Source organism: Streptomyces sp. NPDC001902, assembly GCF_042891295.1.
In the GTDB taxonomy this organism is placed as follows: domain Bacteria; phylum Actinomycetota; class Actinomycetes; order Streptomycetales; family Streptomycetaceae; genus Actinacidiphila.
Map to the genome: position 1 here is coordinate 42,762 of NZ_JBIATA010000021.1, position 26,113 is coordinate 68,874.

Genomic DNA, 26,113 nt, shown 5'->3' on the forward strand with positions numbered 1-26,113 from the left:
CGCCGCGTGCCTCCCCCGTGCGCCTGCCGGGCCGTCGGCCGCCGGGCCGTCAGGTCGTCGATACGTTCCGCTCGTAGACCAGCCGGAGGCCTATCAGGGTCAGCCAGGGCTCGTGGACGTCGATGACCGCCGACTCCCCCAGCACCAGCGGCGCCAGCCCGCCGGTGGCGATGACCGTGACGTCGTCCGGGTCGTCGGCGAGCTCCCGCGCCATCCGCTCGGCCACGCCGTCCACCTGGCCGGCGAAGCCGTACAGGATGCCGGACTGCATGGCCTCGATGGTGTTCTTGCCGATGACGCTGCGCGGGCGGGTCAGCTCCACCTTGCGCAACTGGGCGCCGCGGGCCCCCAGGGCGTCCACGGAGATCTCGATGCCGGGGGCGATGGCGCCGCCGGCGTACTCGCCGCGCGTCGTGACCGCGTCGAAGGTGGTGGCCGTGCCGAAGTCCACCACGATGCACGGCCCGCCGTAGAGGTGGACGGCTGCGAGGGAGTTGATGATCCGGTCGGAGCCGACTTCCTTGGGGTTGTCGGTGAGCACCGGGACGCCGGTCTTGACTCCGGGCTCGACGAGGACCGCGGGCACGTCGCCGTAGTAACGGCGCGTCACCTCGCGCAGCTCGTGCAGCACCGAGGGGACGGTGGAGCAGATGGCGATCCCGTGGATGTTGTCGCCCAGCTCCTCGCCGAGCAGCGGGTGCATGCCCATCAGGCCCTGCATCAGGACGGCCATCTCGTCCGCCGTGCGGCGCGCGTCGGTGGAGACCCGCCAGTGCTCGACGATCTCGTCCCCGTCGAACAGCCCCAGGACGGTGTGGGTGTTGCCGACGTCGATGGTGAGAAGCATCAGTCCCGCTCCGACCCCTCGGACCGCAGGTCCAGCCCGATGTCGAGGATCGGCGAGGAGTGCGTCAGGGCGCCCACGGCGAGGTAGTCGACGCCGGTCGCGGCGTAGGCCCGGGCGTTGTCCAGGGAGAGCCGGCCGGAGGACTCCAGCAGGGCGCGGCCCGCGACGATGGCGACCGCCTCCTCCGTCTCGGAGGGGGTGAAGTTGTCCAGCAGGATCAGGTCCGCGCCCGCCTCCAGGACCTCGCGGACCTGGTGCAGGGTGTCGACCTCGACCTCGATCGCCAGCTCGGGGAACTCCTCGCGGACGGCCTTGAAGGCGGCCGCCACGCCGCCCGCCGCGACCACGTGGTTGTCCTTGACCAGGGCCGCGTCCGACAGCGACATGCGGTGATTGACGCCGCCGCCGCAGCGGACCGCGTACTTCTCCAGCGCGCGCAGGCCCGGGGTCGTCTTCCGGGTGTCGCGGACCTGCGCCTTGGTGCCCTCCAGCGCGTCGGCCCAGCGGCGCGTGGTGGTGGCGATCCCGGACAGCCGGCACATCAGGTTGAGCGCGCTGCGCTCCGCGGTCAGCAGGTCCCTCGTACGGGTGCGCACGGAGAGCAGCACTTGACCCGCGTCGACCCGGTCGCCGTCCTCGACGTGCCGCTCGACCTCGAACTCGTCGGTGCACACGATGGACAGGACCGCCTCGGCGACCCGCAGCCCGGCGACCACACCGGCCTCGCGCGCGGTGAAGTCACCGGTGGCCAGGGCGTCCTCGGGGATGGTGGCCACGGTGGTGACGTCCACCCCGCCGTCCAGGTCCTCCTCGATGGCCATGTGCGCGACGTCCTCGACCAGCACCGGGTCCAGCCCGGCGTCGACGAGCAGCTGCGCGAGGTCGGGGTCGAGACCGCACTCGCTCGGGTCGTGCGCGTACTCGTCGCCGGAACCGCAGCCGCAGCCGTCGCCGCAGCCACCGCCGCCGGCGCCGCCGATCTGCAGGAGGGGGAGGTCGGGCGTGCTCATCGCAGGTGCTCCGTTCCAGGACGGGTCGAGGGGAAGTCCGCTGTGGGGGTGGTGCGGATGGTGAGACTAGTGGGTGCCGCGGGCAGCCCCGCACCACCGGCGGGGAGCCGGACGACGATGTGCCGGCGCCAGTTCCCGTCGTCGCGCCCGGGCCGGTCCTCGCGCCAGTGGCAGCCGCGGGTCTCCTCACGGCGGCGGGCCGCCTCGACCAGGACCCGGGCGACCAGGCAGAGGTTGGTCGCCTCCCAGGTCTCCACGCAGGGCTCGGCGGTCTTGCCGTCGCGCTCCAGCAGTTCCTCGGCGTCGGCGTACATCCGGCTCAGCGCCGTCGCCGCGCCCTCCAGGCTGTCCGCGCTGCGCAGCACTCCCGCGCCGCGCGTCATGATCCGCTGGATCGCGAAGCGGGCCTCGGAGGGCAGCAGCGGGGAACGGCCGGGCTCGGGAACCACCGGGGCGCCGGGGGCCGCGGGGTGCTCGGCGATGTCGGCGGCGATGCGCTCGGCGAAGACCAGCCCCTCCAGGAGGGAGTTGGACGCCAGCCGGTTGGCGCCGTGCACGCCCGTGCAGGCGACCTCGCCGCACGCGTACAGGCCCGGCACCGTGGTGCGGCCGTGCAGGTCGGTGCGGACGCCGCCGGAGGCGTAGTGCGCGGCGGGCGCCACCGGGATCGGCGTGGTGACCGGGTCGATGCCGTTGGCGCGGCAGGCGGCCAGGATCGTCGGGAACCGCTGCTCCCACATCCGCGCTCCGAAGTGCCGGCCGTCGAGGTACATGTGCTCGGTGCCGGTCTCCTGCATGCGGCGGGTGATGCCCTTGGCGACGATGTCGCGCGGCGCCAGCTCGGCCAGCTCGTGCTGCCCCTGCATGAAGCGCACCCCGTCGGCGTCCACGAGGTACGCGCCCTCCCCGCGCACGGCTTCGGAGACCAGCGGCTGCTGTCCCTCCGCGTCCGCGCCGAGGAAGAGCACCGTCGGGTGGAACTGCACGAACTCCAGGTCCGAGACCTCCGCGCCGGCACGCAGCGCGAGCGCCACCCCGTCGCCCGTGGACACCGCCGGGTTGGTCGTGGCCGAGAAGACCTGCCCCATGCCGCCGGTGGCCAGCACCACGGCGCGGGCCCGCACGGCGCCGACGCCGTCACGCTGCCCCTCGCCCATGACGTGCAGGGTGACGCCCGCGGTACGGCCCTCGGCGTCGGTCAGCAGGTCGAGCACGAGCGCGTTCTCGATGAACTCGATCCGGGCCTCGCGCACGGCCTCGATCAGCGCCCGGGAGATCTCCAGGCCCGTCGCGTCGCCGCCCGCGTGGGCGATCCGGCGCCGGTGGTGACCGCCCTCCCGGGTCAGCAGGATCTCGCCGGTGGCCTCACTGGTGTCGAAGTGCGCGCCCGTCGCGATCAGCCGGCGGACGGCGTCGGGGCCCTCGGTGACCAGGGTGCGCACCGCCTCCTCGTCGCACAGGCCTGCGCCCGCCACAAGGGTGTCGTCCAGGTGCTGCTCCGGGGTGTCGCCCTCGCCGAGGGCGGCGGCGATGCCGCCCTGCGCCCAGCGCGTGGAGCCGTCATCGAGCCGGGCCTTGGTGACGACGGTGACCTTGGCGCCCTGCGCGGCGCAGCGCAGCGCCACCGTCAGCCCGGCGACGCCGGAGCCGACCACCACCACGTCCGCCTCGTGCGCCCAGCCGGGCGCGGGGGAGTGCAGCCGTATGCCTGTACCTGTGCCGCTCATCGGCGGGCTCCGAACTCCAGGGGGATGTTGTCGATCAGCCGGGTCGTGCCGACCCTGGCGGCGACCGCGAGCACCGCCGGCCCGGTGTGGCCGGGGGCGGCCTCGGTGAAGTCGCGCGGGTCGATCAGGGCGAGGTAGTCCACCGCCAGGCCGTCGCCCTTCTCCAGCACCGTCCGCGCCGCGGCCCGTACGGCCTCCGGCCCGTCGTCCAGCGCGTCGCGCCCGGCGAACAGGGCGCGGGAGAGCGTGAGGGCGGTCCCGCGGCCGCCGTCGGAGAGGTACCGGTTGCGGCTGGACAGGGCCAGGCCGTCCGGCTCGCGGACCGTGGGCACACCGACGATCTCGGCCGGGAAGTTCAGGTCCGTCACCATGCGGCGGATGAGGGCCAGTTGCTGGGCGTCCTTCTGGCCGTAGAAGGCGACGTCCGGCCGGGTCAGGTGGAGCAGCTTGGCGACGACGGTCAGCATGCCGTCGAAGTGGCCGGGGCGCACGGCGCCCTCGTAGCCCTCGCCCATCGGCCCGGCGCTGATCCGCACCTGCGGCTGCCCGCCGGGGTAGACCTCGTCGACGGCGGGCGCGAAGACGAGGTCGGCGCCGGCCCGCCCGGCGGTCTCGACGTCGGCGTCGAGGGTGCGCGGGTAGCGGTCGAAGTCCTCGTCCGGCCCGAACTGCAGCGGGTTGACGAAGACGGTGACGACGACGGTGCCGTCCCCCACCCGCTCGCGGGCGGTGCGCACGAGGGTCGCGTGCCCCTCGTGCAGCGCGCCCATGGTCATGACGACCCCGACCTCGCCGGGCCGGCCCTCGACGGCCGACCGCAGCTCGCGCGCGGTGTGCACCAGCCTGGTCATCGCTTTCCCCCCTCGGCGCCGTCCGCCAGGACGCCCAGCAGCGCCTCCGCGAACTCCGGCTTCAGCATCCCGCCCGCCAGGGCGCGGTCCGCCGTGGCGCGGGCCATCGCGACGTACGGGGCGACCATCTCCGGCGCCTGCCGGCGCAGCTCCGCCAGGTGCGCCGCGACCGTGCCCGCGTCGCCGCGGGCGACCGGGCCGGTGAGGGCGGCGTCACCGGAGCGCAGGGCGTTGTCCAGGGCCGCGCCGAGCAGCGGGCCCAGCATGCGGCCGGGTTCGGCGACGCCGGAGGCGCGCAGCAGCTCCATGGACTGGGCGACCAGGGTGACCAGGTGGTTCGCGCCGATCGCCAGGCCCGCGTGGTAGAGCGGGCGCGCCGACTCCTCGATCCACTCGGGCTCGCCGCCCATCTCGATCACCAGGGCCTCGGCCGCCATCCGCAGCTCCGCGGGTGCCGTGACGCCGAAGGAGCAGCCGGCCAGCCGCTGCACGTCGACGGAGGTGCCGGTGAAGGTCATCGCCGGGTGCAGGGCCAGCGGCAGCGCGCCCGCGCGCAGGGCCGGCTGCAGCACGCCGGTGCCGTACCGGCCCGAGGTGTGCACCAGCAGCTGGCCCGGCCGTACGGCCCCGGTCTCGGCGAGGCCGGCCACCAGCCCCGGCAGCGCGTCGTCCGGCACCGTCAGCAGGACGAGCTCGGAGCGGGCCAGCACCTCGGCCGGCTCCACGAGCGGCACGTCGGGCAGCAGGGCGGCGGCACGGCGGCGTGAGGCGTCGGACACACCCGACGCCGCGACCGGGTGGTGCCCGGCGAGCTTCAGCGCGGCCGCGAGCGCGGTACCGACCCGCCCCGCGCCGACGACGCCGACCGTGAGCCGCGCGGGGCGGGCCTCCACGTCGGGGGGCAGGGGCCCCGGGGTGTGCGATGCGTTCACGCTGCGCTGGCCTTCCGTTCCAGTCCTCACGGGGGTACCGGACGTTCTCGTCAATGCTACGCGAATGTTTCCCGGGGCCCTCCGGGGCGGCAGGATCGGTCCATGACCTCTGCCGATGACGAGAAGGCGCGGCGTATCGCCGCCGTACGCTCCTGCGACCGCGTGCTGTCCTACGGGAAGCCCCCCACGATGCGCGAACGGCTGGCCGCACTGGCCGGACGGGACGGCCTGGACGGCCCCGTGGACACGTACGGCGACGGGATCGTCGACGAACTGGAGCACCGGGTGGCCGGGCTGCTCGGCACGGAGGAGGCCGTCTGGTTCCCCACCGGCACGATGGCCCAGCAGGTCGCCCTGCGCTGCTGGGCGGGACGCACCGGCAACCCGGTCGTCGCGCTGCACCCGCTGGCCCACCCCGAGGTGCACGAGCGCGGCGCGCTGTCCGCGCTGAGCGGGTTGCGGACCGTCCACCCCACCACGGCCCGCCGCATACCGGACGCGGACGAGGTGCGCGGCATGGACGAGCCCTTCGGCACGCTCATGCTGGAGCTGCCGCTCCGGGACGCCGGCTTCGTCCTCCCCACCTGGGACGAACTCACCGCCACCGTGGCCGCGGCACGCGAGCGCGACGCCGTCGTCCACCTCGACGGCGCCCGCCTGTGGGAGTGCCCGCCGCACTTCGGGCAGCCCCTGGACGAGATCGCGGGGCTCGCCGACAGCGTGTACGTCTCCTTCTACAAGTCCCTCGGCGGCATCTCCGGCGCCGCCCTGGCCGGCCCCGCCGACCTCGCCGCCGAGGCGCGCACCTGGCGGCACCGCTACGGCGGGCTGGTCTTCCAGCAGTGGCCGGCGGTGCTGGCGGCGCTCGACGGGCTCGACCACGAACTGCCGCGCCTGCCGGAGTACGTGGCCCACGCGAAGGTCGTCGCGGCGGCCCTGCGGGACGCGCTCGCGGCAGGGGCGGGCTGGGTCCGGGTGCACCCGGACGTACCGCACACGCACCAGTTCCAGGTGTGGCTGGCGGAGTCCGCGGACCTCCTCAACGAGGCCGCGGTGCGGCAGGCCGAGGAGACCAAGACGGCGCTCTTCGGCCGCTGGGCGGAGGCGGAAGTGCCAGGGGTCGCCATGACGGAGGTCACGGTGGGGGCGTCCGCGCTCGAATGGGACCCTGCCGCCGTGGGCGACGCCGTCGCGGACTTCCTCCGTCTCGTGGACGTCGCCCGCGGCACCGCCTGACCGGCTGCGCCGGGCTGCCCGGGTTTTTGTGTGCCGGTTGTTTGCGCCTGCGGCGGGCGTCCACCCGCCCTCCCGCCCGATTGCCCGGCGCGGTCGGTGCGGGCCTGCGCATCGTGTGCCTGGGTCGGGGCCGCGCCGGCGCACTCCCCCAGCCTTCGGCCGGGGGGACCCCCATGGGCGCACCCCGCCACACCCCCTCCCGTCGTATGGGCGCATGACGGCCTGACGAGGTGGGGGTTGTGGGAAGTCGTTCCGCAAGGCGGAACGGGTTGGCACACCCCCACCCACCGGCGTGCACACGCCGACGAGACCGTGGGCACCGGCAGGTGCGGCGCCGTTGTGGGGTTGCGCCAGCCCTCCCCCAGCTACCGCTGGGGGTGCCCCCAGCCTCCGGCGAGCGGCCGACCCGCAACCAGGTGACCGCGCCGGAAACCCCAACCGCAACCACAACGGCGCCGCACACGGAAACACGGGTCAGGCGGCGCCGCCGGCGCTGCCGGCGCGGACGAGCCCCGTCTCGTACGCGAGGACGACCGCCTGCACCCGGTCCCGCAGATCCAGCTTCGTGAGGATGCGCCCGACGTGCGTCTTCACCGTCGCCTCGCTGAGCACCAGCTTCGCCGCGATCTCCCCGTTCGACAGCCCCTGGGCGACCAGCAGCAGCACCTCCCGCTCGCGGTCCGTCAGCCGGTCCACCTCCTTGTGCGTCGGCTGGCTCGTGCTCGGCAGCAGCGGCGTGAAGCGGTCGAGCAGGCGGCGCGTGGTGCTGGGGGCGACGACCGCGTCGCCGCTGTGGACGGCGCGGATCGCCGTGAGCAGCTCGTCCGGGGGCACGTCCTTGAGCATGAAGCCGCTCGCGCCGGCCTTGAGCGCGGAGAAGGCGTACTCGTCGAGGTCGAAGGTGGTCAGGATGAGCACGCGGGGCCCGCCGTCGTCGGGGGTGCGGTCGGGGGCGCCGCAGATCTGGCGGGTGGCCTCGACGCCGTCCAGGCGGGGCATGCGGACGTCCATGAGGACCACGTCCACCGGGGTGGTGCGCAGGGTCGCGACGGCTTCCGCGCCGTCCCCGGCCTCGGCGACGACCTCCATGTCGGGCTGGGCCTGCAGCACCATGCGGAAGCCGGTGCGCAGCAGCACCTGGTCGTCGACGAGCATCACGCGGATCGCCATGGGTCCGGTCCTCTTTCCCTCTTGTGTCGTCTTCGCTTCCCGCTAGCGGGAAGCCTTCACCGGGAGCACGGCGCTGATCCGGAAGCCTCCGCCGGGGCGCGGCCCGGCGTCCAGGGTGCCGCTGACCATGCCGACGCGTTCGCGCATGCCGATGAGGCCCTGACCCTGGCCGTCCTCGCCGCCGCCTTCGTAGAGCTCCTGCTGGGCGCCGCGGCCGTCGTCCTCGATGAGGAGGCTGAGGTCGCCGTCGCCGAAGGTGAGCCGGACCTTGGCGCGCGCCTCGGGCCCTCCGTGCTTGCGGGTGTTGGTGAGCGCCTCCTGCACGATGCGGTAAGCGGTGAGCTCGACGCCGCTGGCGAGCGGCCGGGACTCCCCCTCGACCTCGAAGGCGACCGGCAGGCCGGCGCCCCGGACCTGCTCTATGAGGTCGGTCAGCTGGTCGACGCCGGGCTGCGGCACGTACTCGCCGCCCCCGTCGTCGCCGGCGCGCAGCACCCCGAGCAGGCGGCGCATCTCGGTGAGCGCCTGGCGGCCGGTCGTGGAGATGGTCTCCAGTGCCTGCTTGGCCTGCTCCGGGGAGGCGTCCAGCACATAGGCCGCGCCGTCGGCCTGGACGACCATGACGGAGACGTTGTGGGCGACGACGTCGTGCAGTTCGCGCGCGATCCGGGCGCGTTCGGCGGCGACCGCGGCCTTGGACTGGGCCTCGCGTTCGCGCTGCAGGCGGGCGGCGCGTTCCTCCAGCTCGGCGTAGTAGGCGCGGCGGGTACGGAGGCTGTCGCCGATCACCCAGGCGAGCAGGAAGGGGACGGCGAGGAAGACGGCGGAGACGGCGTCGGCCCATTGGCCTTCGGTCTCGTTGGGCCAGCGCAGCGTGGAGATGGTGGAGGCGACCAGGCCGCCGGCGAGGGCGAGCCGGGACGCCCAGCGGGCGCCGTTGGCCGCGACGGTGTAGATGATCACCAGCATGGCGAAGTCGCCGGGGTTGACCTGGACGTCCAGCAGCAGCTGGAGCGCCCCGACGAGGACGGCGAGCAGCAGCATCTTCTCCGGCATGCGGCGGCGCAGCGCGACCACGGCGGACAGCGCGAGCGCCAGCGGCACGGCGGCGACCCGGGAGTGCGCGTGCAGCTCGTCGGCGACGATCCACAGGGAGGAGAACCCGAGCAGGACGAGGGCCCAGAAGCCGTCGACCCAGGTCGGGTGCCTGCGGAGGAAATCGTAGAGACGCTGCACGTAACCCAGCGTAGGCATCCCGGATGCGTGCGGGAGTCAACCGGAGGAGCGATCCGGGGTACTCCCCAGGGTGGACGCGCGCCCTCCGCCGAGGATGAGGCCAGCGGGCCGCCAGGGGTGCGTCCCCCGTACGGTCAGCCCGCGGCGCGGCGGTGGCTGCGGGTGCCGTTGCGGGAGCGCTTCTCGATGTACATGCGCTGGTCCGCGGATTGCAGCACCTCGTCCGCGGTCATGCCGCAGCCGGCCCAGCCGATGCCGAAGCTCGCCCCGACCCGGACCGCGCGGCCCTCGAAGCGGATCGGCGGGATGATCGCGTTGCGCAGGCGGACGGCGAGGTCCTCGGCGTCCTCCCGGCCGAGGCCGTCGGCGAGGACGACGAACTCGTCGCCGCCCAGCCGGGCCACGGTGTCGCCGTCGCGTACCGCGCTGGTGAGGCGGCGGGCGACCTCGATGAGCACGGCGTCTCCGGTGTGGTGGCCGAAGCGGTCGTTGATCGACTTGAAGCCGTCCAGGTCGCAGAAGAGCACGGCCAGGCCCTTGCCGCCGTCCGCGTCGTCGGAGGGCGCGACGGTGTGGGTGTGGTGGTCGAAGCCGGACAGCCGGGCTGCGCTTTCGATCGGGTCGTAGTCGTAGGTGTAGGCGAACTCGTCGGTGCCCGCGTGGGCGGCGGTGTGTCCGTCGGCGTCCGGGGCCTGCGGACGGGCGCAGATCTTGCCGGACAGCCGGGCGCGCAGTTCGGCGCTGTTGGGCAGGCCGGTGAGCGAGTCGTGGCTGGCGCGGTGGGCGAGGGCGATCTCGCGGCCCTTGCGCTCCTCGATGTCCTCGACGTGGGTGAGCAGGAAGCGCGGCCCGTCGGCGGTGTCGGCGACGACGGAGTTGCGCAGGTTGACCCACACGTAACTGCCGTCGCGGCGCTGCAGCCGCAGTTCGGCGCGGCCGCCCTCGGCGCTGGTGCGCAGCAGGACGCCGACGTCCTCGGGGTGGACGAGGTCGGAGAAGGAGTGGCGGCGCAGCACCGCGGCCGGGCGGCCGAGCAGCCGGCACAGCGCGTCGTTGGTGCGGACCAGCTTGCCGTGCTGGTCTCCGCCCATCTCGGCGATGGCCATGCCGCTGGGGGCGTACTCGAAGGCCTGCCGGAAGCTCTCCTCGCTGGCCCGCAGCGCCTGCTGCTCGCGCTCCAGACGGACCAGGGCGCGTTGCATGTTCGCACGTAGACGCGCGTTGCTGATGGCGATGGCGGACTGGAAGGCGTACATCTGCAACGCCTCGCGGCCCCAGGGGCCGGGCCGGCGGCCGCCCACGGGACGGTCGACGGAGATGACGCCGATCAGTTCGCCCCCGCCGGCCGGGTTGGCGTACATGGGGGCGAGGAGGCGGTCCTCGGGGTGCCACTCGTCGGGGAAGCGGGGCGGCGGGCCGTCGCCGGGCCAGCTGGGGACGTCGTCGCCGTCCAGGACCCAGCCCTCGTGGTGGGGTATGAAGCGCAGGGTGCCCCAGCGCTCCCCCATGGTGAGCCGGCGCTCCCAGGAGGCGCGCGAGCCGACCCGGCCGGCCATCAGGGCCTCCGCGGCGGCGCTCCCTGCGACGGCGGCGACCACCAGGTCACCGTCCGGGCGGACGAGGTTGACCACGGCCAGTTCGAAGCCGAGGCCCTTGACGACGCCGTCGGCCACGGCCTGCAGGGTGTCGGCGAGGCTGCGCGCGCAGTTGAGGTCGGCCACGACCTGGTGCACCTGGCGCAGGGTCGCGAGACGGACATACGGCTCCGACTCGGTGTCCATGCGCTCTCCCCGGGCCCTCGACGACAACTCCTGAGACTGCTTGTGGTCCGTTGTGGTCCAATTCCCACCGCAACTGAATCACAGCGAGCAGTTCGACCGGTACACAGGGTCAACAATTCATGCCCCTTGTGACTCAAGTCACATCCGATTGTCGTGTTCCGATCACGCAGCGTAGAGCAGGCCGGTGTTCCGCCTTCACCCATTGAACACAATCGAGCAGGTGAGCGGGGGTCGTACGACCGGAAGCGGGCGTGGCCGGGAGGTCCTAGGACCTGGCTCGATCCGAAGTCCGATGCGGGTGGTGCGGCAGTCCGGCTAGCGTCGGGGCGTGTCACAGTCAATCACCTCCGCGCCCCGCATCCCGCATCCTGGGACCGTGCCCGACGGTTCCGAGCCACCCCTGACGGGCGTGGACAGCGATGCCTTCCGCGCCGCCATGAGCCGCCTCGCCGCGGGGGTGGTCCTGGTGACCGCCCACGACCCCGAGGACGGCCCGCGGGGCGAGGACGTCGGCATGACCGCGACCGCCTTCGTCTCGGTCTCCCTGGAGCCGCCCATGGTGCTCGTGAGCCTGCGCGAGGGGTCCCGCATGGACGAACTGCTGGAGCGCCGGCGGCGCTGGGCGGTGTCCGTGCTGAGCGAGAGCCAGCGGCACATCGCCGGCCGCTTCGCCATGCGCGGCCGCATCAGCGACCGGCTGCTCTTCGAGGACGTCGCCTACTACCGCGGCGAGGTCTCGGGGGCTCCGATACTCGGCGGCGGCCTGGCCGTGCTGGAGTGCGAGACCGAGCAGCGCGTCCCGGCGGGTGACCACACCCTGGTGATCGCCCGCGTGCTGACCGCGCGCACCCCCAGCGCCGACGGCGCGCCCCTGATGTACTTCAGGGGCCGCTACCGGCACCTCGGCTGAGGGGCCCGGCCGGGCCGGGCACGGAGGACGCCGCCAGGGCTCAGGACCAGCCCCGCGGGTCCCGGCCGCGCTTGGTGTCGCCGCGGCGCTTCTTCTCCCGCAGCCGCCGCTCGTTGATGCCGCGCGGGATCTTCGTGGGCCTGCGCACCTTCGGCGGCGGCGCCGTCGCCTCGGCGAGCAGCGCCGCCAGGCGCGTCATCGCCGCCTCCCGGTTGCGCCACTGCGAGCGGTGCTCGGAGGCCCGTACGACCAGGACGCCGCCCACCAGGCGGGAGGCGAGCCGCTCCAGGGCACGCTTCTTCCACACCGGGGGCAGCGACTCGGAATTGGCGAGATCGAATCGCAGCTCGACCTGGCTGTCGGAGGTGTTCACGTGCTGGCCGCCCGGTCCGGACGACCGGGAGAAACGCCACATCAGCTCGGCCTCCGGAAGGGAGACCGAGCCGCGGACGACGAGAGGGGGCGGCCCGGACATGTCCCCCATGATCCCGCCGACGGCCGCCGGAGTCACAGGATTTTCCGGGACATGGCCCGGGAGGCGTTTTTCGCCGTAAAGGAACCATGCCGGCCTCTCACGACGTTCCCCCCTGTGAAGGTAGCGTCGTCGTCGGCACGAATGACCGACATCACGGAGGGGACTCCCATGGCTGTAAGCCTGTCGAAGGGCGGCAACGTCTCGCTCACCAAGGAAGCACCGGGCCTGGCGGCCATCACGGTGGGCCTTGGCTGGGACGTGCGCACCACCACCGGCACCGACTTCGACCTCGACGCGAGCGCCATCGCGCTCAACCCGAGCGGCAAGGTCTACGCGGACGCCTACTTCGTCTTCTTCAACAACAAGCAGACGCCGGACCAGAGCATCGTCCACACCGGCGACAACCGCACCGGCGAGGGCGCGGGCGACGACGAGGCGATCAACGTCAACCTGGCGGGGCTGCCCGCCGACATCGAGCGCATCGTCTTCCCCGTCTCGATCTACGACGCCGAGACCCGCAGCCAGAACTTCGGCCAGGTCCGCAACGCCTACATCCGCATCGTCAACCAGGCCGGCGGTGCCGAGATCGCCCGCTACGACCTCAGCGAGGACGCCGCCACCGAGACCGCCATGGTCTTCGGCGAGCTCTACCGCAACGGTGCCGAGTGGAAGTTCCGCGCGGTCGGCCAGGGCTACGCCTCCGGCCTCGCCGGCATCGCCACCGACTTCGGCGTCGGCCTCTGACACCCGTCGGGTCCCACGAGCCTCACTTAATGCGGCGCCCGGTGCCCCGCACGCGACTAGCGTGCGGGGCATGCTGGTCCTCGAACCCCTCGTACCGGTGGACGGCTCCCTCCCGCCCGGCGTCCTCGCCGGGCTGACGGAGCTGTACGCCTCCAACCCCGCCTTCCACCGCGCCACCGGTGACTTCCCCGACCCCGGGTCCGTCACGGCGGAGCAGGTCGCGAGCAGTGTCAACGCCGAACTGACCCACCCCGCCACGGAAGTGCTGCTCGCCCACGACGCCGCCGACGGGAGCCTGGCAGGCCTCGCCGTCACCCTCGCCGAACACCCGGATCCTCTCGACCCCTACCCCTGGATCGGCCTGCTGATGGTGCACGGCGGCCGGCACCGCTCGGGCCTGGGACGCGAACTCGCCGGGCTGGTCGAGGAACGGCTGCGCGCGCGAGGACGGGACGGCGTGCGCCTGGCGGTGCTCGACGGCAACCCCGGCGCGCTGGCGTTCTGGCGGACGCTCGGCTACCGGGTGATCGACCACCGCGAGGACCGGCAGATGGGCCGCCCCTGCTCCGTCCTCCACAAGGACCTGCCGCCGGGGCCGCCGCGTACCATCGGCGGGTGATCGACCTCGGCTACTCGCTCTCCCGCCGCTTCCCCGACCCCCCGCAGACCGACTACCGCACCGCCGACGTACGGGCGCTGCGCCACGACCTGTTCTGCGGGGACGTCTACCTGGCGGACGTGACGGCCGACCGCGAACTTTCCACAGCCTGGGGATGGGTGCCGGTCCTCGACTTCGCGTGGGCGCTGTGCGACATCGTCGAGCAGCTGGACCGCGACCCGCTCGGCAGCCGCGCGGCGCGCCCCCAGTACGCCGAGCTGGACTTCACCGAGTCCACCGACCGGCTCCGCTTCCAGCGCCGCTTCGGCTTCGTCGAGGTCGGCGCCGACTGGGCGCCGGACGACCGGCCGCTCTCCTTCCCCCACGCCGAGCTGCGCCGCGAGGCCCGCGACTTCCTGCACGACCTGGTCGCCGACCTGACGGACATGCACGACGGCCTGGACGCCAACCCCGTGATCTGGGACCTGACGGCGCGTTTCCCCCGCCTGTAGCCCGAACGGCGCAATCCCGGATGCGGGACCCGTTCGGCCGCCGTCCACTTGGGGCATGGACGACTACCCTCTGCTGAACCTCTTCTGGACGATGCTCCTGATCTTCTGCTGGGTGCTGTGGTTCTTCCTGCTCTTCAGGATCATCGGTGACCTCTTCCGCGACCACACGGTCGGCGGCTGGGCCAAGGCCGGCTGGATCATCCTGCTGATCTTCCTGCCCTTCATCGGCGTGCTGATCTACGTCATCGCCCGGGGCAAGGGCATGGCCGAGCGGGACCAGAAGCAGACGAAGGAAATGGACGCGGCCTTCAAGCAGTACGTACGGCAGGCCGCCGCGGGCGAGGGCGGAACGGCGGGCGGCAACGTCGACCAGCTGTCCAAGCTCGCCGAGCTCAAGAGCCAGGGCCACATCACCGACGAGGAGTACACCAAGGCGAAGGCGAAGCTCCTCGCTTGACCTCAACCGCGGTTGAGGTCGGACAGTGGGCGGTGCGGATCATCCGACCGCCCACTGTCGTCGTGTCCAGGGGGAAGCACCGTGCACGCCATCCGTCTCCACGCGTTCGGCCCGGCCGGGAACCTGAGCTACGAGAGGACCGCGGACCCGGAGCCCGGCCCGGGCGAGGTGCGCATCGCCGTCGCCGCCGCCGGCGTCCACGTGATCGACACCGCCATCCGCTCCGGCGACCCCAAGGGCCCCTACCCGCTGCCCGAGCTGCCCACGGTCCCGGGCCGCGAGGTGGCCGGCACCGTGGAGGCCGCCGGGGAGGGTGTCGGCCCCGAGTGGCTCGGCCGGCGCGTCGTGGCCCATCTGGGCATGGCGCCGGGCGGCTACGCCGAACTCGCCGTCACCGCCGTCGGGAAGCTCCACGTGCTGCCGGACGGCAAGGACGCCGCCGAGGCCGTCGCCATGATCGGCACCGGCCGCACGGCCCTGGGCATCCTGCGCCAGACACCGCTCGGCCCCGCCGACACGGTCCTGGTCACCGCGGCGGCGGGCGGGCTGGGCAGCCTGCTGGTACAGGTCGCGCGCACCGCGGGCGCCGCCGTCCTCGGGCTCGCGGGCGGGCCGGCCAAGACCACGCGCGTCCTGGAGCTGGGCGCGGACGCCGCCGTCGACTACTCCGCCGAGGGCTGGACCGACGCGGCCCGGGCGGCCCTCGGCGGGCGGCCGGGCACGGTCGTGCTCGACGCGGTCGGCGGCGACCTCGGCCGCGGGGCGGTGGACCTGCTGGGCCCGGGCGGACGGCACGTGGTCTACGGCTGGGCGTCCGGCGGCCCGCTGGAGTTCGCACCCGGCGAACTGGCCGCGCGCGGCATCACCTCCCAGGTCGTCCTCGGTCCTGCGATGCTGCGGTTCGGCCTGCGTACGCTGGAGGAGGAGGCCCTCGCCGAATGGGCGGCCGGGCGGCTCACCCCCGCCGTGCAGCGCTTCCCGCTCGCCGAGGCCGCCGCGGCGCACACGGCCCTGGAAGGCCGCGGCACGATGGGCAAGGTCGTCCTGGTCCCGTAGGGGCCGCCGGGGACCGGGATCCGCTCGCGCCACCCCTGGACGTCCCACGCCCATCGGCACGGGGGCGGCACCGGATGCCGGATCCGATGGCGCGGCCGTGTGCCGACGCCCGGTCCCGGGCAGGGAGAAAACGTGACAACAGCGACGCACGCCTTGCACGCGGTCCCGCTCACCGGGGGCCCGGTGGAGATCCGCGGCGCGCTCGACCTGGAACGGACGAGGGCCGGGCTGCTGCCGCGGCGTCTCCCGGCGTGGACGCGGGCGCAGTACCCGGACGTCCTGATGGACGAGATGACCGCCCTGCCCTCCGGCGTACGGCTGGCGTTCCGGACCGCCGCCCGGGTGGTCGAGCTGGAACTGCTGACCTCGGTCTGGCAGCTGGCGGGGACCTCGGAGCCGCTGCCCGCCGGGGTCGTCGACCTGGTCGTCGACGGCAGGCGCACCGGCAGCGCCCCCGCGCCGCCCGGGGACGTCCTCCACAAGCCGGACCTGTTCGCCGAGTCCTCCCGTCGCGAGCCGGGGGCGCCGGGGCGGGTCCGGTTCCACGACCTGCCCCGGGGCGAGAAGGACGTCGAGCTGTGGCTGCCGCAGCAGACCCGCACCGAGCTGGTCGGGCTGTGGGCGGACGCCGAGGTGCTGCCGCCGCGCCCGAGCGGCCGGCGGCGCTGGGTCCACCACGGCAGCTCCATCAGCCACTGCGCCGCGGCGGAGTCCCCGACCGCCACCTGGCCGGCGCTCGCCGCGGCCCTGGCCGGGGCCGAGCTGCTCAACCTGGGGCTCGGCGGCAACGCGATGCTCGACCCGTACGTCGCCCGGACCATCCGGGACCTGCCGGCCGACCTGATCAGCCTCAAGCTGGGCATCAACATCGTGAACCGGGACGCCTTCCGGCTGCGCTCCTTCGGCCCGGCGGTGCACGGCTTCCTCGACACCGTCCGCGACGGGCACCCGGACACCCCGCTGCTGGTCGTGTCGCCCATCAGCTGCCCGGTCGTGGAGACCACCCCCGGCCCGACCGCGCCCGACCTGTCGGCCCCCGTCCCGCGGGTGGTGGCCATGGGTTCTGCCGCGGACGTCCCCGGCGGCGCGCTCACGCTCACCGTCATCCGGGCGGAGCTGGCCCGGATCGTGGCCGCCCGGGCCGCCTCCGGCGACCGCAACCTGCACTACCTGGACGGCCGCCGGCTCTTCGGGCCCGGCGACGTCGCCGACCTGCCCGACGACCTGCACCCCAACGCCGCGGGCTACCGGCGGATGGGCCGGCGCTTCGCGGCGCTGGCCTTCGGGCCGGGCGGGCCGTTCGCGGAGCGCCGCCGGTCCGGCCCGGGCGCGGTCAGCCGGGGGTGAGCGGGCGCAGGACGCCGTCCGGGTCGTGGCGCCGCCACAGCTCGCGCACCCGCGCGCCGGTGGCGCCCGGGTAGGCCCGGTCGAAGACGCCGGGGCCGATGCCGCTCTCGAAGTTCACGTAACTGCCGCTGCCGAGCTCACGGACCGGCGTCCACAGGCGGTGCAGGTCGTCCGGCCCGTGCGGCGGGAAGAGGTTGCCCTGCGCCAGGACCTGCTGGGTGCGGTGGGCGTAGGCGGTGGCGTCGGCCGGGACGTCGTTGATCGCGCCCCCGAGCGAGCGCAGCTGGACGAAGGCCGGCCGGCGCCGGTCGCCCGCGGTCGCCATGACGGCGCGTGCGGCGTCCCGGGTCATCGCGGGCAGCAGCGAGTTGGTGCTCACCACGGGCTGCTGACCGGTGTTGGCGTGCTGGTGGGCGGTGGAGACCAGCGCGGTGTACGGGGCCAGCTGGGCGGTCGCCTGGAGCGGGCGGTACCGCCCCGCCACCAGGGGGCCGAGTGCCTCACGGACGCGGTCGGGGTCGTCGTCGGCCACGGCGACGGTGACGGAGAGCGCCAGGGCCGGACCGTTGGACAGGAGGTGGGCGGCGGAGGTGAGCGCGCGCGGCGCGGCGGCCATCGCGGCCGCCCACTGCGCGAGGGCGCCGCCCGCCCGGTCGGCCTCGAAGACCAGCTGGGCCACGCCCATGTCCCCCAGGTCCATCGCCTCGATCTCGAAGGCGGTCACGATCCCCGCGCCCGCGCCCGCTCCCCGCACCGCCCAGAACAGGTCCGGGTGGTGGGTGGCGTCGGCGCGCAGCGCGGTCCCGTCGGCCAGGACGAGCTCGACGGCGCGGACCCGGTCGACGGTCAGCCCGTACGTACGGGCGAGCCAGCCGATGCCGCCCGCGGTGGCCAGGCCACCGGCCGCCACGTTGCCGTGGTCGCCCGAGCTGACGGCCAGCCCGTGCGCCGCGAGCGTGGACGCCACCCGGCCCCAGCGGGCGCCCGCACCGACCCGCACCAGGCGGGCCGCCCGGTCCAGGACCCGGACCTCGTCGAGCCCGGAGAGGTCGATGACGAGCCCGCCGTCGTTGGACGACCGGCCGGACAGCCCGTGGCCGCCGGAGCGCACGGCGACGGGCAGTCCCTGCGCACGGGCCGCGGCGAGGGCGGCGGCGATGTCGCCGGGCCCGCGGACGAGGACCACGGCGGCGGGGCGGGCGACGGTGGTGTAGGTGGAGCGCAGCAGCGGGTAGCGGGGGTCGCCGGGGAGCACGGTCCGCTCCGCCAGGGCGGCGGGCACCGCGAAGGCGGTGGCCGGGGCGGTGCCGGGGCCGGGGCCGGGCGTCACCGGGCCACCCGCTCGCGGACGGCCGGCACGACCTCGCCGGCGAAGACCTCCAGTTGCTGCCGGTGCGCGGTGACGGGCCAGAAGACGAAGGTGTCGAAGCGCAGCACGGTCGCCCACTCGGCGAGGGTGTCGGCCCACCGGCCGACGTCCCCGTTGAGGCCGGGGGCACCGGAGCCGCCGATGACACCGATCACGTTGTAGATGCGACGGACGCGCGCGGGATCGCGCCCGGCGGCGCGGGCCGCCTCGTCGACCACGCGCTGGCGCTCGGGCACCTCCTGCGGCGGCACGTAGATGTTCAGCGGCGAGATCCAGCCGTCCGCCGCCCGGCCCGCGACCGCCAGCATCCGCGGCCGCTGCCCGCCGAGCCACAGCTCGACCCGGCGCGGCGGCACCGGGCCGGCCTGGTAGCCGGGCACCGTCAGCACGTCGCCGCGGTGCCGCACGGGCCCGCCGTCCAGCGCGGTCCGCATGAGCCGCAGCGACTCCTCCGTGTACGCCACGACCTCGCGGGGCGGCATCGGCGCCGCCCCCATCGAGCCGATCGCCTCCGGTATGCCGCCGCCGCCCACGCCGAGCTGGAAGCGGCCGCCGGACGCCGCGGCCAGGCTCGCGGCGGTCTTGGCCAGCATGACCGGGGGCCGCAGCCGCAGGTCCGCGACGTCGGTGAAGACGGAGATGCGCGAGGTGCGGGCCGCGACCAGGGCGGACAGCGTGAGCGCGTCGAGGTGCCCAGGCTGGTACGGGTGGTCCTGCAGGGCGAGCAGGTCCAGCCCCGCGGCGTCCGCGGCGGCGGCCAGCTCCAGCGTCTCCGGCAGACGGCCGGCGTCCGGGTCGAGGCTCAGCCCGAAGCGGAGCCGCTGTGCACGGTCGGTGGTGTCCATGGCTTCAGCGTCGGGGGGCCGGGACCTTCGGCAAAGGCGAGGGTTAGCCGCTAATCTTGGGTAAGTGACTTCCCGCGAGACCACCGAGCCCGACATCGACGCCGAGGCCTGCACCGCCTTCCAGGCCGTCCTCGAACAGGTCGGCCGCCGCTGGACCGGCGCCGTCCTGCTGGCCGCCGCCCGCGGCGCCCGGCGCTTCACCGACTACCGCCGCATGGTGCCGGGCATCTCCGACCGGCTGCTCTCACAACGCTTCAAGGAGATGGAGCACCTCGGCCTCATCGGCCGCGAGGTCATCCCGAGCACCCCCGTACAGATCCTCTACCACCCCTCCGACCGGGGCACCGAACTCCTCGCCGCCCTCGAACCCCTCATCGCCTACGGGCTGCGCCACGCGCCCGGACCGCCCCCCGCGGCCGCCCCGGCGGACTGACCTCCCCGCCGGGGTGGACAGCGGCGCCGCGCCCGGCCAGGCTGCGTCGGCGATCATGCGCCGACAAGGGGTGGGGAGTCCGATGGAGCACGTCCGTTTCCGGCTGACCTGGTACCAGAGGGTGATGCCACTGGTGCCCGCCGCCGTCCTCGTCACGGCCCTGGCGATCGCCGAACCGCTGCTCTTCCCCGACTCGTCCGGCGTCGGGTTCGCGTTCCCGGCGGGCGTGTGGCTCGCGCTGCCGGCGGGTCTGCTCGGTTCCGCGCGGTTCGGTGTCACGCTCACCGCGTCGGCCGCGGTGGTGCACAACCTGCGGCGCAGGACGGTCCGTTGGGCGGACGTCCAGGGCATCTGGGTCGAGTCGAACATGGGCGTACGTCGGGTGGTGATCCGCGAGGCGGACGGCCGCCTCACCCGCTTGCGGGCGCCCGTCACCGGCTTCATGAGCCAGGACGCCGCCTTCGAGGAGAAGTTCCGGACCATCGGCGAGTGGTGGCTGCACCACCGCGGACCGGAGTGGGTCCCCCTGTCCCGGCCCTGGCCGGGCCGGTAAGCCGCCCCCACCAACCCCTGGCACCGCTCGGCCCGGGGGACGCTCCACGTCGTCCGCTTCCGCAACGAGTAGCGCAAGCAGCGCAAAAAACAAACAGACAGACGCACTTGACCATCATCAGGCCGAAAACATCACGCATGAGCCTTGTGGAGCGGCCTGACGGGTCCTTACTGTCGCCTCACCTCACGACGTCCGCTCCGCCTCGAACGTCCCGGGCGGTCGCGCCTTACGAGAGAAGAGCTGGGGATGACACGGAGCAGCAGGAGTGCCTGGCGAAGAGCCGTGGCGGTGGTCGCGGTGGCGGCCGGCCTCGGCGTCGGCATCGGCCCGGTCGGTGCCACGGCCCAGGCCGGTACCGCGAAGGCGAAGGACGCGGCCCGGCCGGTCGTGACGCGGGCGGCACTGGACCCGGCGCTGGTCAAGGGCCGTGGCGCGGACCTCGGGTTCGTGGAGCAGGAGGCCGAGAACGCCGTCACGGACGGCGAGGTCATCGGCCCGGACCGGACCGCCTACACGCTCCCCGCGGAGGCGTCCGGGCGCAAGGCGGTGACCCTGCGGCGCGGCCAGTACGTGGAGTTCACGCTGCCGAGCGCCGCCAACGCGATCACCGTGCGGTACAGCGTCCCGGACGCGCCCGGCGGGGGCGGCATCACCGCGCCGCTCGACGTGACGGTCAACGGCCGCGCCCGCACGACGATGACCCTGACCTCTCAGTACGCCTGGCTCTACAACCAGTACCCGTTCTCCAACGACCCGCAGGCCGGGCTGCTCCACGACGACTGGTGGATCACCGAGTGCAGCTGCGTGCCGAACGCGACCACCCCGGCGCCGGTGATCTCCAAGCCCTTCCGGCCGAACCACTTCTACGACGAGCAGCGCCTCCTGCTGGGCCGGACGTACAAGGCGGGCGACAGGATCCGGCTCACCGTCCCGGCGCGCTCCGGGGCCGTCCCGACGACCGTCGACCTCCTCGACTCCCACCTGGTCGCCCCGCCCCGCGTCTCGCTCCTCGCGGCGAACGTCCTCGCCTTCGGCGCCGACCCGACCGGACGACGGGACTCCGCCAAGGCCCTGGACAAGGCGATCGCCTTCGCCCGCCGCGCGCACCTGAAGGTCTACGTCCCGCCGGGCACCTACCAGGTCAACCGGCACATCGTCGTGGACGACGTGACGATCGAGGGCGCCGGCAGCTGGTACACGATCATCAAGGGCAAGGAGGTCGCGCTCGACTCCCCCGCACCCGATGGATCCGTCCACACCGGCGTCGGCTTCTACGGCAAGGACGCGTCGGCCGGCGGCAGCCGCGACGTCCACCTGTCGGGCTTCGCGATCGAGGGCGACGTCCGCGAACGCATCGACACCGACCAGGTGAACGGCGTCGGCGGGGCGATGAGCGACTCCACCATCGAGGGCCTGTACATCCACCACACCAAGGTGGGCATGTGGTTCGACGGCCCCATGTCGAACCTGCGGATCACCGGCAACGTCATCACCGACCAGATCGCCGACGGCCTCAACTTCCACACCGGCGTGACGGATTCGGTCGTCCGCAACAACTTCGTCCGCAACTCCGGCGACGACGGGCTGGCGATGTGGTCGGAGAAGACCGGCAACGCCCGCAACACCTTCGACCACAACACCGTGCAGACGCCCGTGCTCGCCAACGGCATCGCGATCTACGGCGGCACCGACACCACGGTCTCCGGCAACCTGATCGCCGACCCCATCCGCGAGGGCAGCGCCCTCCAGCTGGGCTCCCGCTTCGGCGCCCAGCCGTTCACCGGGCACCTGTGGATCACCGACAACACGACGGTACGGGCCGGCACGTACGAGCTGAACTGGAACATCGGCCTCGGCGCGATCTGGTTCTACGCCCTGGAGCGGAACATCGACGCCGACATCCGCGTGACCGGCGACCACTTCCTCGACAGCACCTACAACGCGATCATGCTGGTCGCCGACTGGCCGGTGAAGGACACCTACTCGATCACGAACGTGCACTTCAAGGACATCCGGGTGGACGGCACCGGCACCTCGGTCGTCAGCGCCAGGGCCGCCGGCTCGGCGTCCTTCGAGAACGTCGACGCCCGCAACGTCGGCGCGGTCGGCGTCAACAACTGCGGCTCCTTCAACTTCCCCGCCACCGGCTCCGAGTTCTCCCTGACCGACCTCGGCGGCAACGACGGCGGCGGCACCACGGGCCCCTGGCTGGGCGCGTGGGAGCTGCCCAACACCATCACATGCGACGACCGTCCCCCGGTCGTCGCGCCCCCCGGCCCCGCCCCCTGGTGACGGGCGCCCGTACCTGACCCGAGGGACCCACGGAACGCCCCGGCCGAGCATCGGCCGGGGCGTTCCGCACGTCCGCGCAGGTACGGCAGCGGTGCGGTGCGCCCGGCGGCCCCCCGTCAGCGGCGACGACTTGACCGAATCCATAACCCCGCACCCCCTGCGGGTCACCCACCGATCCGCAACCGGAAACCTGGGCGTCGCCGAACGGGTGTCGGGTGGACGGGGGCCGGCGACCAGCCGGCACATCACCCATAAGGAACACTCCATGAAACTTCGCGCGAAGAGGACCCCGGGGACCGGTGCACGCCGGACCGCCGTGGTCACCGCGCTGGCGCTGGCACTGACCGGCGCCGTGGGCGGGGCCGTGGCCACCGCCTCGGCACCGGCGGGCGAGGAGGCCCTCCAGGGCCACGCGCCCGACCGTGACTGGTTGCCGGAGACTCCGCAGAACTGGCCGCTCGTGGTGGACTACACCCGGACCCCCGCCGAGACGGTCACGCGCGGTCTGCAGCACTACAGCGAGACCTACGACACCGTCGGCGGCCGCCAGCACGTCCAGGTGCTCTCCGCCGACCTCGACGACCCGAACCTCCGGGTCGGCATGGTCCAGGCCGGTGACACCATCACCAACCCGGCCGACGAGACGCCGTCGTCGATGGCGCACCGCACCCACGCGGTGGCGGGCGTCAACGGCGACTACTTCGAGATCCACGCCAGCGGCCGTCCGCTCGGCGGCATCATGACCGACGGGCGCCTGCTGAAGAGCCCCAAGCCGGGCTTCGCCTCCCAGCTGGGCGTCAAGCCGGACGGAACCATCGTGATGGGCCCGGAGACCTTCTCCGGGACGATCACCGCCGGCTCCGCGACCCGCGCGCTCACCTCGGTGAACACGGTGAACGACCTGACGTCCGGCGGCATCACCGAGGTCACCCCCGACCTCGGCGAGACCCCCGGCCTGCCCAAGGCCTCCGTCCTGGTGCTCGGCCACGTCACCGACGGCGGCTTCGTCGTCGACGACGTGCGGACCGGCGTCACCGCCGTGCCGCGCCTCGCCGCCGAGCAGCTCGGTCTGCTCGGCGCCGGCGACGGCGGGCAGTGGCTGACCGACACCCTGCACGCGGGCGACACGGTGGGCATCGCCACCCGGCTCTCGCCAGACAACGATGTCACCCAGCTGATCAGCGGCGTCGACACGCTGGTGAAGAACGGCCAGGTCTACAAGGACCCGACCGGCACCCCGCCGAGCGGCGCCAACCCGGAGACCGCGGTCGGCGTCACCAAGGACGGCAAGCACGCCATCGTCATCGCCGTCGACGGCCAGGGCGGCGCCACCACCGCCTTCGGCGTGACCCGTGACCAGGCCGCCGGCTACATGGTCGCCCACGGCGCCTACGACGCCATGCTCTTCGACGGCGGCGGCTCCACCGGCATGGTCAGCCGCGCCCCCGGCGCCGACCGGGCCGAGATCGTCAACAAGCCCTCCGACCAGCCCGGCAACACCGAGCGCCCGGTCGCCAACGGCATCTTCTTCTACTCCACCGCCAAGGAGGCCGGCCCGGCCGTCAAGGTCGTGGTGAACGGCGGCGAGCAGGTCACCACCGTCGCCGGCGGCACCATCCCGCTCCCGGTGCACTCCGTCGACCGGCTCGCGAACCCGGCGGCCGGCCAGGTCCACGTCCGCGTCGTGCCCGCGTCGCTGGCCTCGTACGAGGACGGCAAGCTCACCCCGCACCGCACGGGCTCGGGCCGGATCATCGCCTCGAACGGCCGTGCCTCCACCTCGGAGAAGCTCGAGGTCGTCAGCAAGCTCAAGACCCTCACGGTCTCGCCCGACAAGGCCGACCTGGACAACGGCGCCACCCAGCAGCTCGCCCTGTCCGGCACCGTCAAGGACGGCGGCGCGGTGCAGATCCCCGCCGAGGCGGCCACCTGGAAGGTCACCCCGGAGAACCTGGGCACCGTCGACGCGCACGGCCTGTTCACCGCGAGCACCGACAACGGCGGTCTGGCCGAGGTCAGCGCACAGGTCGCGGGCACCACCGCGACCACGTCGGTCGCCGTGGGCCGGGTCAGCAAGGTCATCGACCCGATCACCAGCCTGGACGTGTGGCGACTCAGCAACAACACCACCGGCAAGCCCGCCACCTTGACCGCGGACCCGGGCGTCGTCCCGCCGGGCTCCACCGAGTCGGGGTCCCTGCGGCTCGACTACTCGATGCCGGCCGCCTCCGGTGTCAAGCAGCTGGTGCTCTCGCCGAAGGTCACCCTGAAGACCGACACCAACAACGGCCAGGTCCCCACCGCCATCGGCGTGTGGATCAAGGGTGACGGCAACGGCATCGAGCTCGCCGAGAAGTACATCGGCGTCAACGGCACCTCCACCACGCTGTACCCGACGTTCGTGACGTGGAAGGACTGGCACCTGGCGGTCGCGCAGTTGCCGGCGGGCATGCAGTTCCCGCTGACCATCAGCTTCATCGACTTCCTGGCGATCAGCCCCAGCACCGCCTACAGCGGTTCGCTCAACGTCGCGGGCCTGCAGGCCCTGTACTCGCCGCGTCCGGTCACGGTGCCCGAGTACCGCGCGATCCCGCAGAACCCGAAGTGGCTGTCCTTCGAGGAGGACTCCGCCGACTTCGCCAAGCGCGGCACCACGATCCTCACCGGTGACGACGCGCACATGCTGGCGAGCGACCCGGGTTCGGTCAGCAGCAACGTGATGGACTCCATCGCCAAGCGGCTGCCCACCCTGACCCCGCAGGCACGTCCGGACTCCGCCCAGTTCCTCGGCGACATGCCCGACGACGGCAAGCTGGTGGACCTGCAGTACGCGAAGTCCAAGATGGACGCCCTCGGCATCCCCGAGCGCGACATCGTCGGCAACCACGAGATCACGCAGGGCGCCGACTCCGAGAACGGCAACTTCAGCGACACCTTCGGTGAGACCCACTACGCGTACGGCCAGGGCGCGGCGCGGATGATCGTCACCGACAACTCGCACGGCAGCCTGCAGTCCTCGGACCCGTTCCAGAACCCCGAGGGCGTGCAGTACCCGTGGCTCGTCCGGCAGCTGACGGACACCACCGCCAAGGACGTGCTGGTCATCACCCACATGCCCGCGTACGACCCGCATCCGGCCGCGAACAGCCAGTTCACGGACCGCTGGGAGGCGCGGATGTACCTGCGGCTGGTGCAGCGCTACCAGGAGACGCACCCCAAGCAGCACGTGATCATGATGTACGGTCACGCGCGCGGTTTCGCGGAGCAGATCCTCGACCCCGAGGGCCGGAGCGTGACCACGGACGAGGGCGGCATCCCGCAGTTCACCTTCGCGGACCTCGGCATGCCCGCCTACGCCCCGGCCGACCAGGGTGGCATCTACCACTTCGGTCTCGTCCGGATCGGCGACGACGGCAACCTGCAGTACACCGTCGAGCCCGCGCTGGCCTCGATCGAGGTCACGGGACCCAAGGACCCGATCGCCCGCGGCGACCGCGTCACCCTGACCGCGACCGGCGACCAGATCGCCGGCGACAACATCGCACCGCTCACGATCCCGATCGCGGACCCCGCGTCCCACGTCTGGACGTCGGGCAACCCCAAGGTCGCCTCGGTGGACCCGTCCACCGGCGCCCTGACCGCCCACCGCCCCGGCACCGCGACCATCACGGTGACCAGCGGCGGCGTCACGGGCACGACCCACGTCACCGTCCGCTGACCCCCAGGGGTGCC

Annotated in this window: 23 protein-coding genes; 12 read left to right on the forward strand and 11 right to left on the reverse strand. The window is 73.4% G+C overall.

Features of this window, described 5'->3' with window-relative positions; translation table 11 throughout:
• Window positions 1-49: 49 nt before the first annotated feature.
• Genes ACFYYN_RS29175 through ACFYYN_RS29195 form a run of 5 tightly spaced genes read right to left on the reverse strand, consistent with a single transcriptional unit; the run spans window position 50 to window position 5,367 of the window.
• Entirely contained in the window at window positions 50-847 is a 798-nt protein-coding gene (locus ACFYYN_RS29175) for a type III pantothenate kinase (protein ID WP_499513219.1), read from the reverse strand.
• Window positions 847-1,857 (reverse strand): carboxylating nicotinate-nucleotide diphosphorylase, encoded by a 1,011-nt coding sequence (gene nadC, locus ACFYYN_RS29180; protein ID WP_500548126.1) that lies wholly within the window; start codon window positions 1,855-1,857, stop codon window positions 847-849. Before nadC ends, ACFYYN_RS29175 begins: the two co-directional genes overlap by 1 nt.
• Window positions 1,854-3,584: an L-aspartate oxidase gene (locus tag ACFYYN_RS29185; RefSeq protein ID WP_500548127.1), complete on the reverse strand. Its 1,731-nt coding sequence runs from the start codon at window positions 3,582-3,584 to the stop codon at window positions 1,854-1,856. Before ACFYYN_RS29185 ends, nadC begins: the two co-directional genes overlap by 4 nt.
• Window positions 3,581-4,435, reverse strand: coding sequence for a pantoate--beta-alanine ligase (gene panC, locus ACFYYN_RS29190; RefSeq protein ID WP_500548128.1), 855 nt, complete (start codon window positions 4,433-4,435; stop codon window positions 3,581-3,583). The genes ACFYYN_RS29185 and panC overlap by 4 nt, the downstream gene beginning before the upstream one ends.
• On the reverse strand, window positions 4,432-5,367 hold the full coding sequence (locus tag ACFYYN_RS29195) for a Rossmann-like and DUF2520 domain-containing protein (RefSeq protein ID WP_500548129.1): 936 nt from the start codon (window positions 5,365-5,367) through the stop codon (window positions 4,432-4,434). The genes panC and ACFYYN_RS29195 overlap by 4 nt, the downstream gene beginning before the upstream one ends.
• Window positions 5,368-5,469: 102 nt before the next feature.
• Between ACFYYN_RS29195 and ACFYYN_RS29200 the strand changes: the two genes are divergently transcribed.
• Complete coding sequence (locus tag ACFYYN_RS29200) at window positions 5,470-6,603, forward strand: threonine aldolase family protein (RefSeq protein ID WP_500438280.1); 1,134 nt, start codon at window positions 5,470-5,472, stop codon at window positions 6,601-6,603.
• 474 nt (window positions 6,604-7,077) lie between these two features.
• Here the strand turns inward: ACFYYN_RS29200 and ACFYYN_RS29205 are convergent, their stop codons facing one another.
• The 3 genes from ACFYYN_RS29205 to cdgB all read right to left on the reverse strand — a co-directional run bounded on the left by ACFYYN_RS29205 (window position 7,078) and on the right by cdgB (window position 10,790).
• Complete coding sequence (locus ACFYYN_RS29205) at window positions 7,078-7,773, reverse strand: response regulator (protein ID WP_500548130.1); 696 nt, start codon at window positions 7,771-7,773, stop codon at window positions 7,078-7,080.
• Window positions 7,774-7,815: 42 nt separating this feature from the next.
• Window positions 7,816-9,009 carry a sensor histidine kinase gene (locus ACFYYN_RS29210; protein ID WP_499513212.1) on the reverse strand — a complete coding sequence of 398 codons (1,194 nt, stop codon included), beginning with the start codon at window positions 9,007-9,009 and terminating at the stop codon, window positions 7,816-7,818.
• A gap of 134 nt (window positions 9,010-9,143) precedes the next feature.
• Window positions 9,144-10,790, reverse strand: a complete 1,647-nt coding sequence (gene cdgB, locus ACFYYN_RS29215) for a diguanylate cyclase CdgB (protein ID WP_500330202.1) — start codon at window positions 10,788-10,790, stop codon at window positions 9,144-9,146.
• A 436-nt stretch (window positions 10,791-11,226) separates the two neighbouring features.
• On the opposite strand from cdgB, the gene ACFYYN_RS29220 reads away from it, so the two are divergent.
• Window positions 11,227-11,700: a flavin reductase family protein gene (locus tag ACFYYN_RS29220; RefSeq protein WP_500333838.1), complete on the forward strand. Its 474-nt coding sequence runs from the start codon at window positions 11,227-11,229 to the stop codon at window positions 11,698-11,700.
• A gap of 40 nt (window positions 11,701-11,740) precedes the next feature.
• Here the strand turns inward: ACFYYN_RS29220 and arfB are convergent, their stop codons facing one another.
• Entirely contained in the window at window positions 11,741-12,184 is a 444-nt protein-coding gene (arfB, locus tag ACFYYN_RS29225) for an alternative ribosome rescue aminoacyl-tRNA hydrolase ArfB (protein ID WP_500330255.1), read from the reverse strand.
• A 159-nt stretch (window positions 12,185-12,343) separates the two neighbouring features.
• Here arfB and ACFYYN_RS29230 point away from each other — a divergent pair, with 159 nt between their 5' ends.
• The 6 genes from ACFYYN_RS29230 (at window position 12,344) to ACFYYN_RS29255 (ending at window position 16,889) form a co-directional block, all read left to right on the forward strand.
• Complete coding sequence (locus ACFYYN_RS29230; RefSeq protein WP_499513210.1) at window positions 12,344-12,919, forward strand: TerD family protein; 576 nt, start codon at window positions 12,344-12,346, stop codon at window positions 12,917-12,919.
• A gap of 70 nt (window positions 12,920-12,989) precedes the next feature.
• A complete protein-coding gene (locus ACFYYN_RS29235; protein WP_500330203.1) occupies window positions 12,990-13,538 on the forward strand; it encodes a GNAT family N-acetyltransferase in 549 nt (182 codons plus the stop codon).
• Window positions 13,535-14,029 carry a hypothetical protein gene (locus tag ACFYYN_RS29240; protein ID WP_500548131.1) on the forward strand — a complete coding sequence of 165 codons (495 nt, stop codon included), beginning with the start codon at window positions 13,535-13,537 and terminating at the stop codon, window positions 14,027-14,029. The genes ACFYYN_RS29235 and ACFYYN_RS29240 overlap by 4 nt, the downstream gene beginning before the upstream one ends.
• 55 nt (window positions 14,030-14,084) lie before the next feature.
• Window positions 14,085-14,486 carry an SHOCT domain-containing protein gene (locus ACFYYN_RS29245; protein ID WP_500548132.1) on the forward strand — a complete coding sequence of 134 codons (402 nt, stop codon included), beginning with the start codon at window positions 14,085-14,087 and terminating at the stop codon, window positions 14,484-14,486.
• An 81-nt stretch (window positions 14,487-14,567) separates the two neighbouring features.
• Window positions 14,568-15,542, forward strand: coding sequence for a zinc-binding dehydrogenase (locus ACFYYN_RS29250; protein ID WP_500548133.1), 975 nt, complete (start codon window positions 14,568-14,570; stop codon window positions 15,540-15,542).
• A gap of 132 nt (window positions 15,543-15,674) precedes the next feature.
• Window positions 15,675-16,889 (forward strand): GDSL-type esterase/lipase family protein, encoded by a 1,215-nt coding sequence (locus ACFYYN_RS29255; RefSeq protein ID WP_500548134.1) that lies wholly within the window; start codon window positions 15,675-15,677, stop codon window positions 16,887-16,889.
• On the opposite strand, the gene ACFYYN_RS29260 is transcribed toward ACFYYN_RS29255, so the two are convergent.
• Both ACFYYN_RS29260 and ACFYYN_RS29265 read right to left on the reverse strand, forming a co-directional pair.
• The gene (locus ACFYYN_RS29260) at window positions 16,876-18,219 is read right to left on the reverse strand and encodes an FAD-binding oxidoreductase (protein WP_500548135.1); all 1,344 of its coding nucleotides are present in this window, start codon (window positions 18,217-18,219) and stop codon (window positions 16,876-16,878) included. The two genes, ACFYYN_RS29255 and ACFYYN_RS29260, sit on opposite strands and share 14 nt — an antisense overlap.
• The gene (locus ACFYYN_RS29265; protein ID WP_500548136.1) at window positions 18,216-19,103 is read right to left on the reverse strand and encodes an LLM class flavin-dependent oxidoreductase; all 888 of its coding nucleotides are present in this window, start codon (window positions 19,101-19,103) and stop codon (window positions 18,216-18,218) included. Before ACFYYN_RS29265 ends, ACFYYN_RS29260 begins: the two co-directional genes overlap by 4 nt.
• 64 nt (window positions 19,104-19,167) lie before the next feature.
• Here ACFYYN_RS29265 and ACFYYN_RS29270 point away from each other — a divergent pair, with 64 nt between their 5' ends.
• The 4 genes from ACFYYN_RS29270 (at window position 19,168) to ACFYYN_RS29285 (ending at window position 26,099) form a co-directional block, all read left to right on the forward strand.
• Window positions 19,168-19,536 (forward strand): winged helix-turn-helix transcriptional regulator, encoded by a 369-nt coding sequence (locus ACFYYN_RS29270; RefSeq protein WP_500548137.1) that lies wholly within the window; start codon window positions 19,168-19,170, stop codon window positions 19,534-19,536.
• 82 nt (window positions 19,537-19,618) lie between these two features.
• Entirely contained in the window at window positions 19,619-20,089 is a 471-nt protein-coding gene (locus ACFYYN_RS29275) for a hypothetical protein (RefSeq protein WP_500548138.1), read from the forward strand.
• Between the two features lie 246 nt (window positions 20,090-20,335).
• Window positions 20,336-22,381 (forward strand): glycosyl hydrolase family 28-related protein, encoded by a 2,046-nt coding sequence (locus tag ACFYYN_RS29280; RefSeq protein WP_500548139.1) that lies wholly within the window; start codon window positions 20,336-20,338, stop codon window positions 22,379-22,381.
• A gap of 265 nt (window positions 22,382-22,646) precedes the next feature.
• Window positions 22,647-26,099, forward strand: a complete 3,453-nt coding sequence (locus ACFYYN_RS29285) for a phosphodiester glycosidase family protein (protein WP_500548140.1) — start codon at window positions 22,647-22,649, stop codon at window positions 26,097-26,099.
• Window positions 26,100-26,113 lie beyond the last annotated feature (14 nt).

Bases quoted from the DNA above. Each gene is read 5' to 3' on its own strand.
- ACFYYN_RS29220 (WP_500333838.1), top strand. From the start codon at position 11,227: ATGAGCCGCCTCGCCGCGGGGGTGGTCCTGGTGACCGCCCACGACCCC.
- arfB (WP_500330255.1), bottom strand. From the start codon at position 12,184: ATGGGGGACATGTCCGGGCCGCCCCCTCTCGTCGTCCGCGGCTCGGTC.
- cdgB (WP_500330202.1), bottom strand. From the start codon at position 10,790: ATGGACACCGAGTCGGAGCCGTATGTCCGTCTCGCGACCCTGCGCCAG.
- nadC (WP_500548126.1), bottom strand. From the start codon at position 1,857: ATGAGCACGCCCGACCTCCCCCTCCTGCAGATCGGCGGCGCCGGCGGC.
- panC (WP_500548128.1), bottom strand. From the start codon at position 4,435: ATGACCAGGCTGGTGCACACCGCGCGCGAGCTGCGGTCGGCCGTCGAG.
- ACFYYN_RS29175 (WP_499513219.1), bottom strand. From the start codon at position 847: ATGCTTCTCACCATCGACGTCGGCAACACCCACACCGTCCTGGGGCTG.
- ACFYYN_RS29205 (WP_500548130.1), bottom strand. From the start codon at position 7,773: ATGGCGATCCGCGTGATGCTCGTCGACGACCAGGTGCTGCTGCGCACC.
- ACFYYN_RS29275 (WP_500548138.1), top strand. From the start codon at position 19,619: ATGGAGCACGTCCGTTTCCGGCTGACCTGGTACCAGAGGGTGATGCCA.
- ACFYYN_RS29245 (WP_500548132.1), top strand. From the start codon at position 14,085: ATGGACGACTACCCTCTGCTGAACCTCTTCTGGACGATGCTCCTGATC.
- ACFYYN_RS29280 (WP_500548139.1), top strand. From the start codon at position 20,336: ATGACACGGAGCAGCAGGAGTGCCTGGCGAAGAGCCGTGGCGGTGGTC.
- ACFYYN_RS29200 (WP_500438280.1), top strand. From the start codon at position 5,470: ATGACCTCTGCCGATGACGAGAAGGCGCGGCGTATCGCCGCCGTACGC.
- ACFYYN_RS29285 (WP_500548140.1), top strand. From the start codon at position 22,647: ATGAAACTTCGCGCGAAGAGGACCCCGGGGACCGGTGCACGCCGGACC.
- ACFYYN_RS29265 (WP_500548136.1), bottom strand. From the start codon at position 19,103: ATGGACACCACCGACCGTGCACAGCGGCTCCGCTTCGGGCTGAGCCTC.
- ACFYYN_RS29235 (WP_500330203.1), top strand. From the start codon at position 12,990: ATGCTGGTCCTCGAACCCCTCGTACCGGTGGACGGCTCCCTCCCGCCC.
- ACFYYN_RS29185 (WP_500548127.1), bottom strand. From the start codon at position 3,584: ATGAGCGGCACAGGTACAGGCATACGGCTGCACTCCCCCGCGCCCGGC.
- ACFYYN_RS29230 (WP_499513210.1), top strand. From the start codon at position 12,344: ATGGCTGTAAGCCTGTCGAAGGGCGGCAACGTCTCGCTCACCAAGGAA.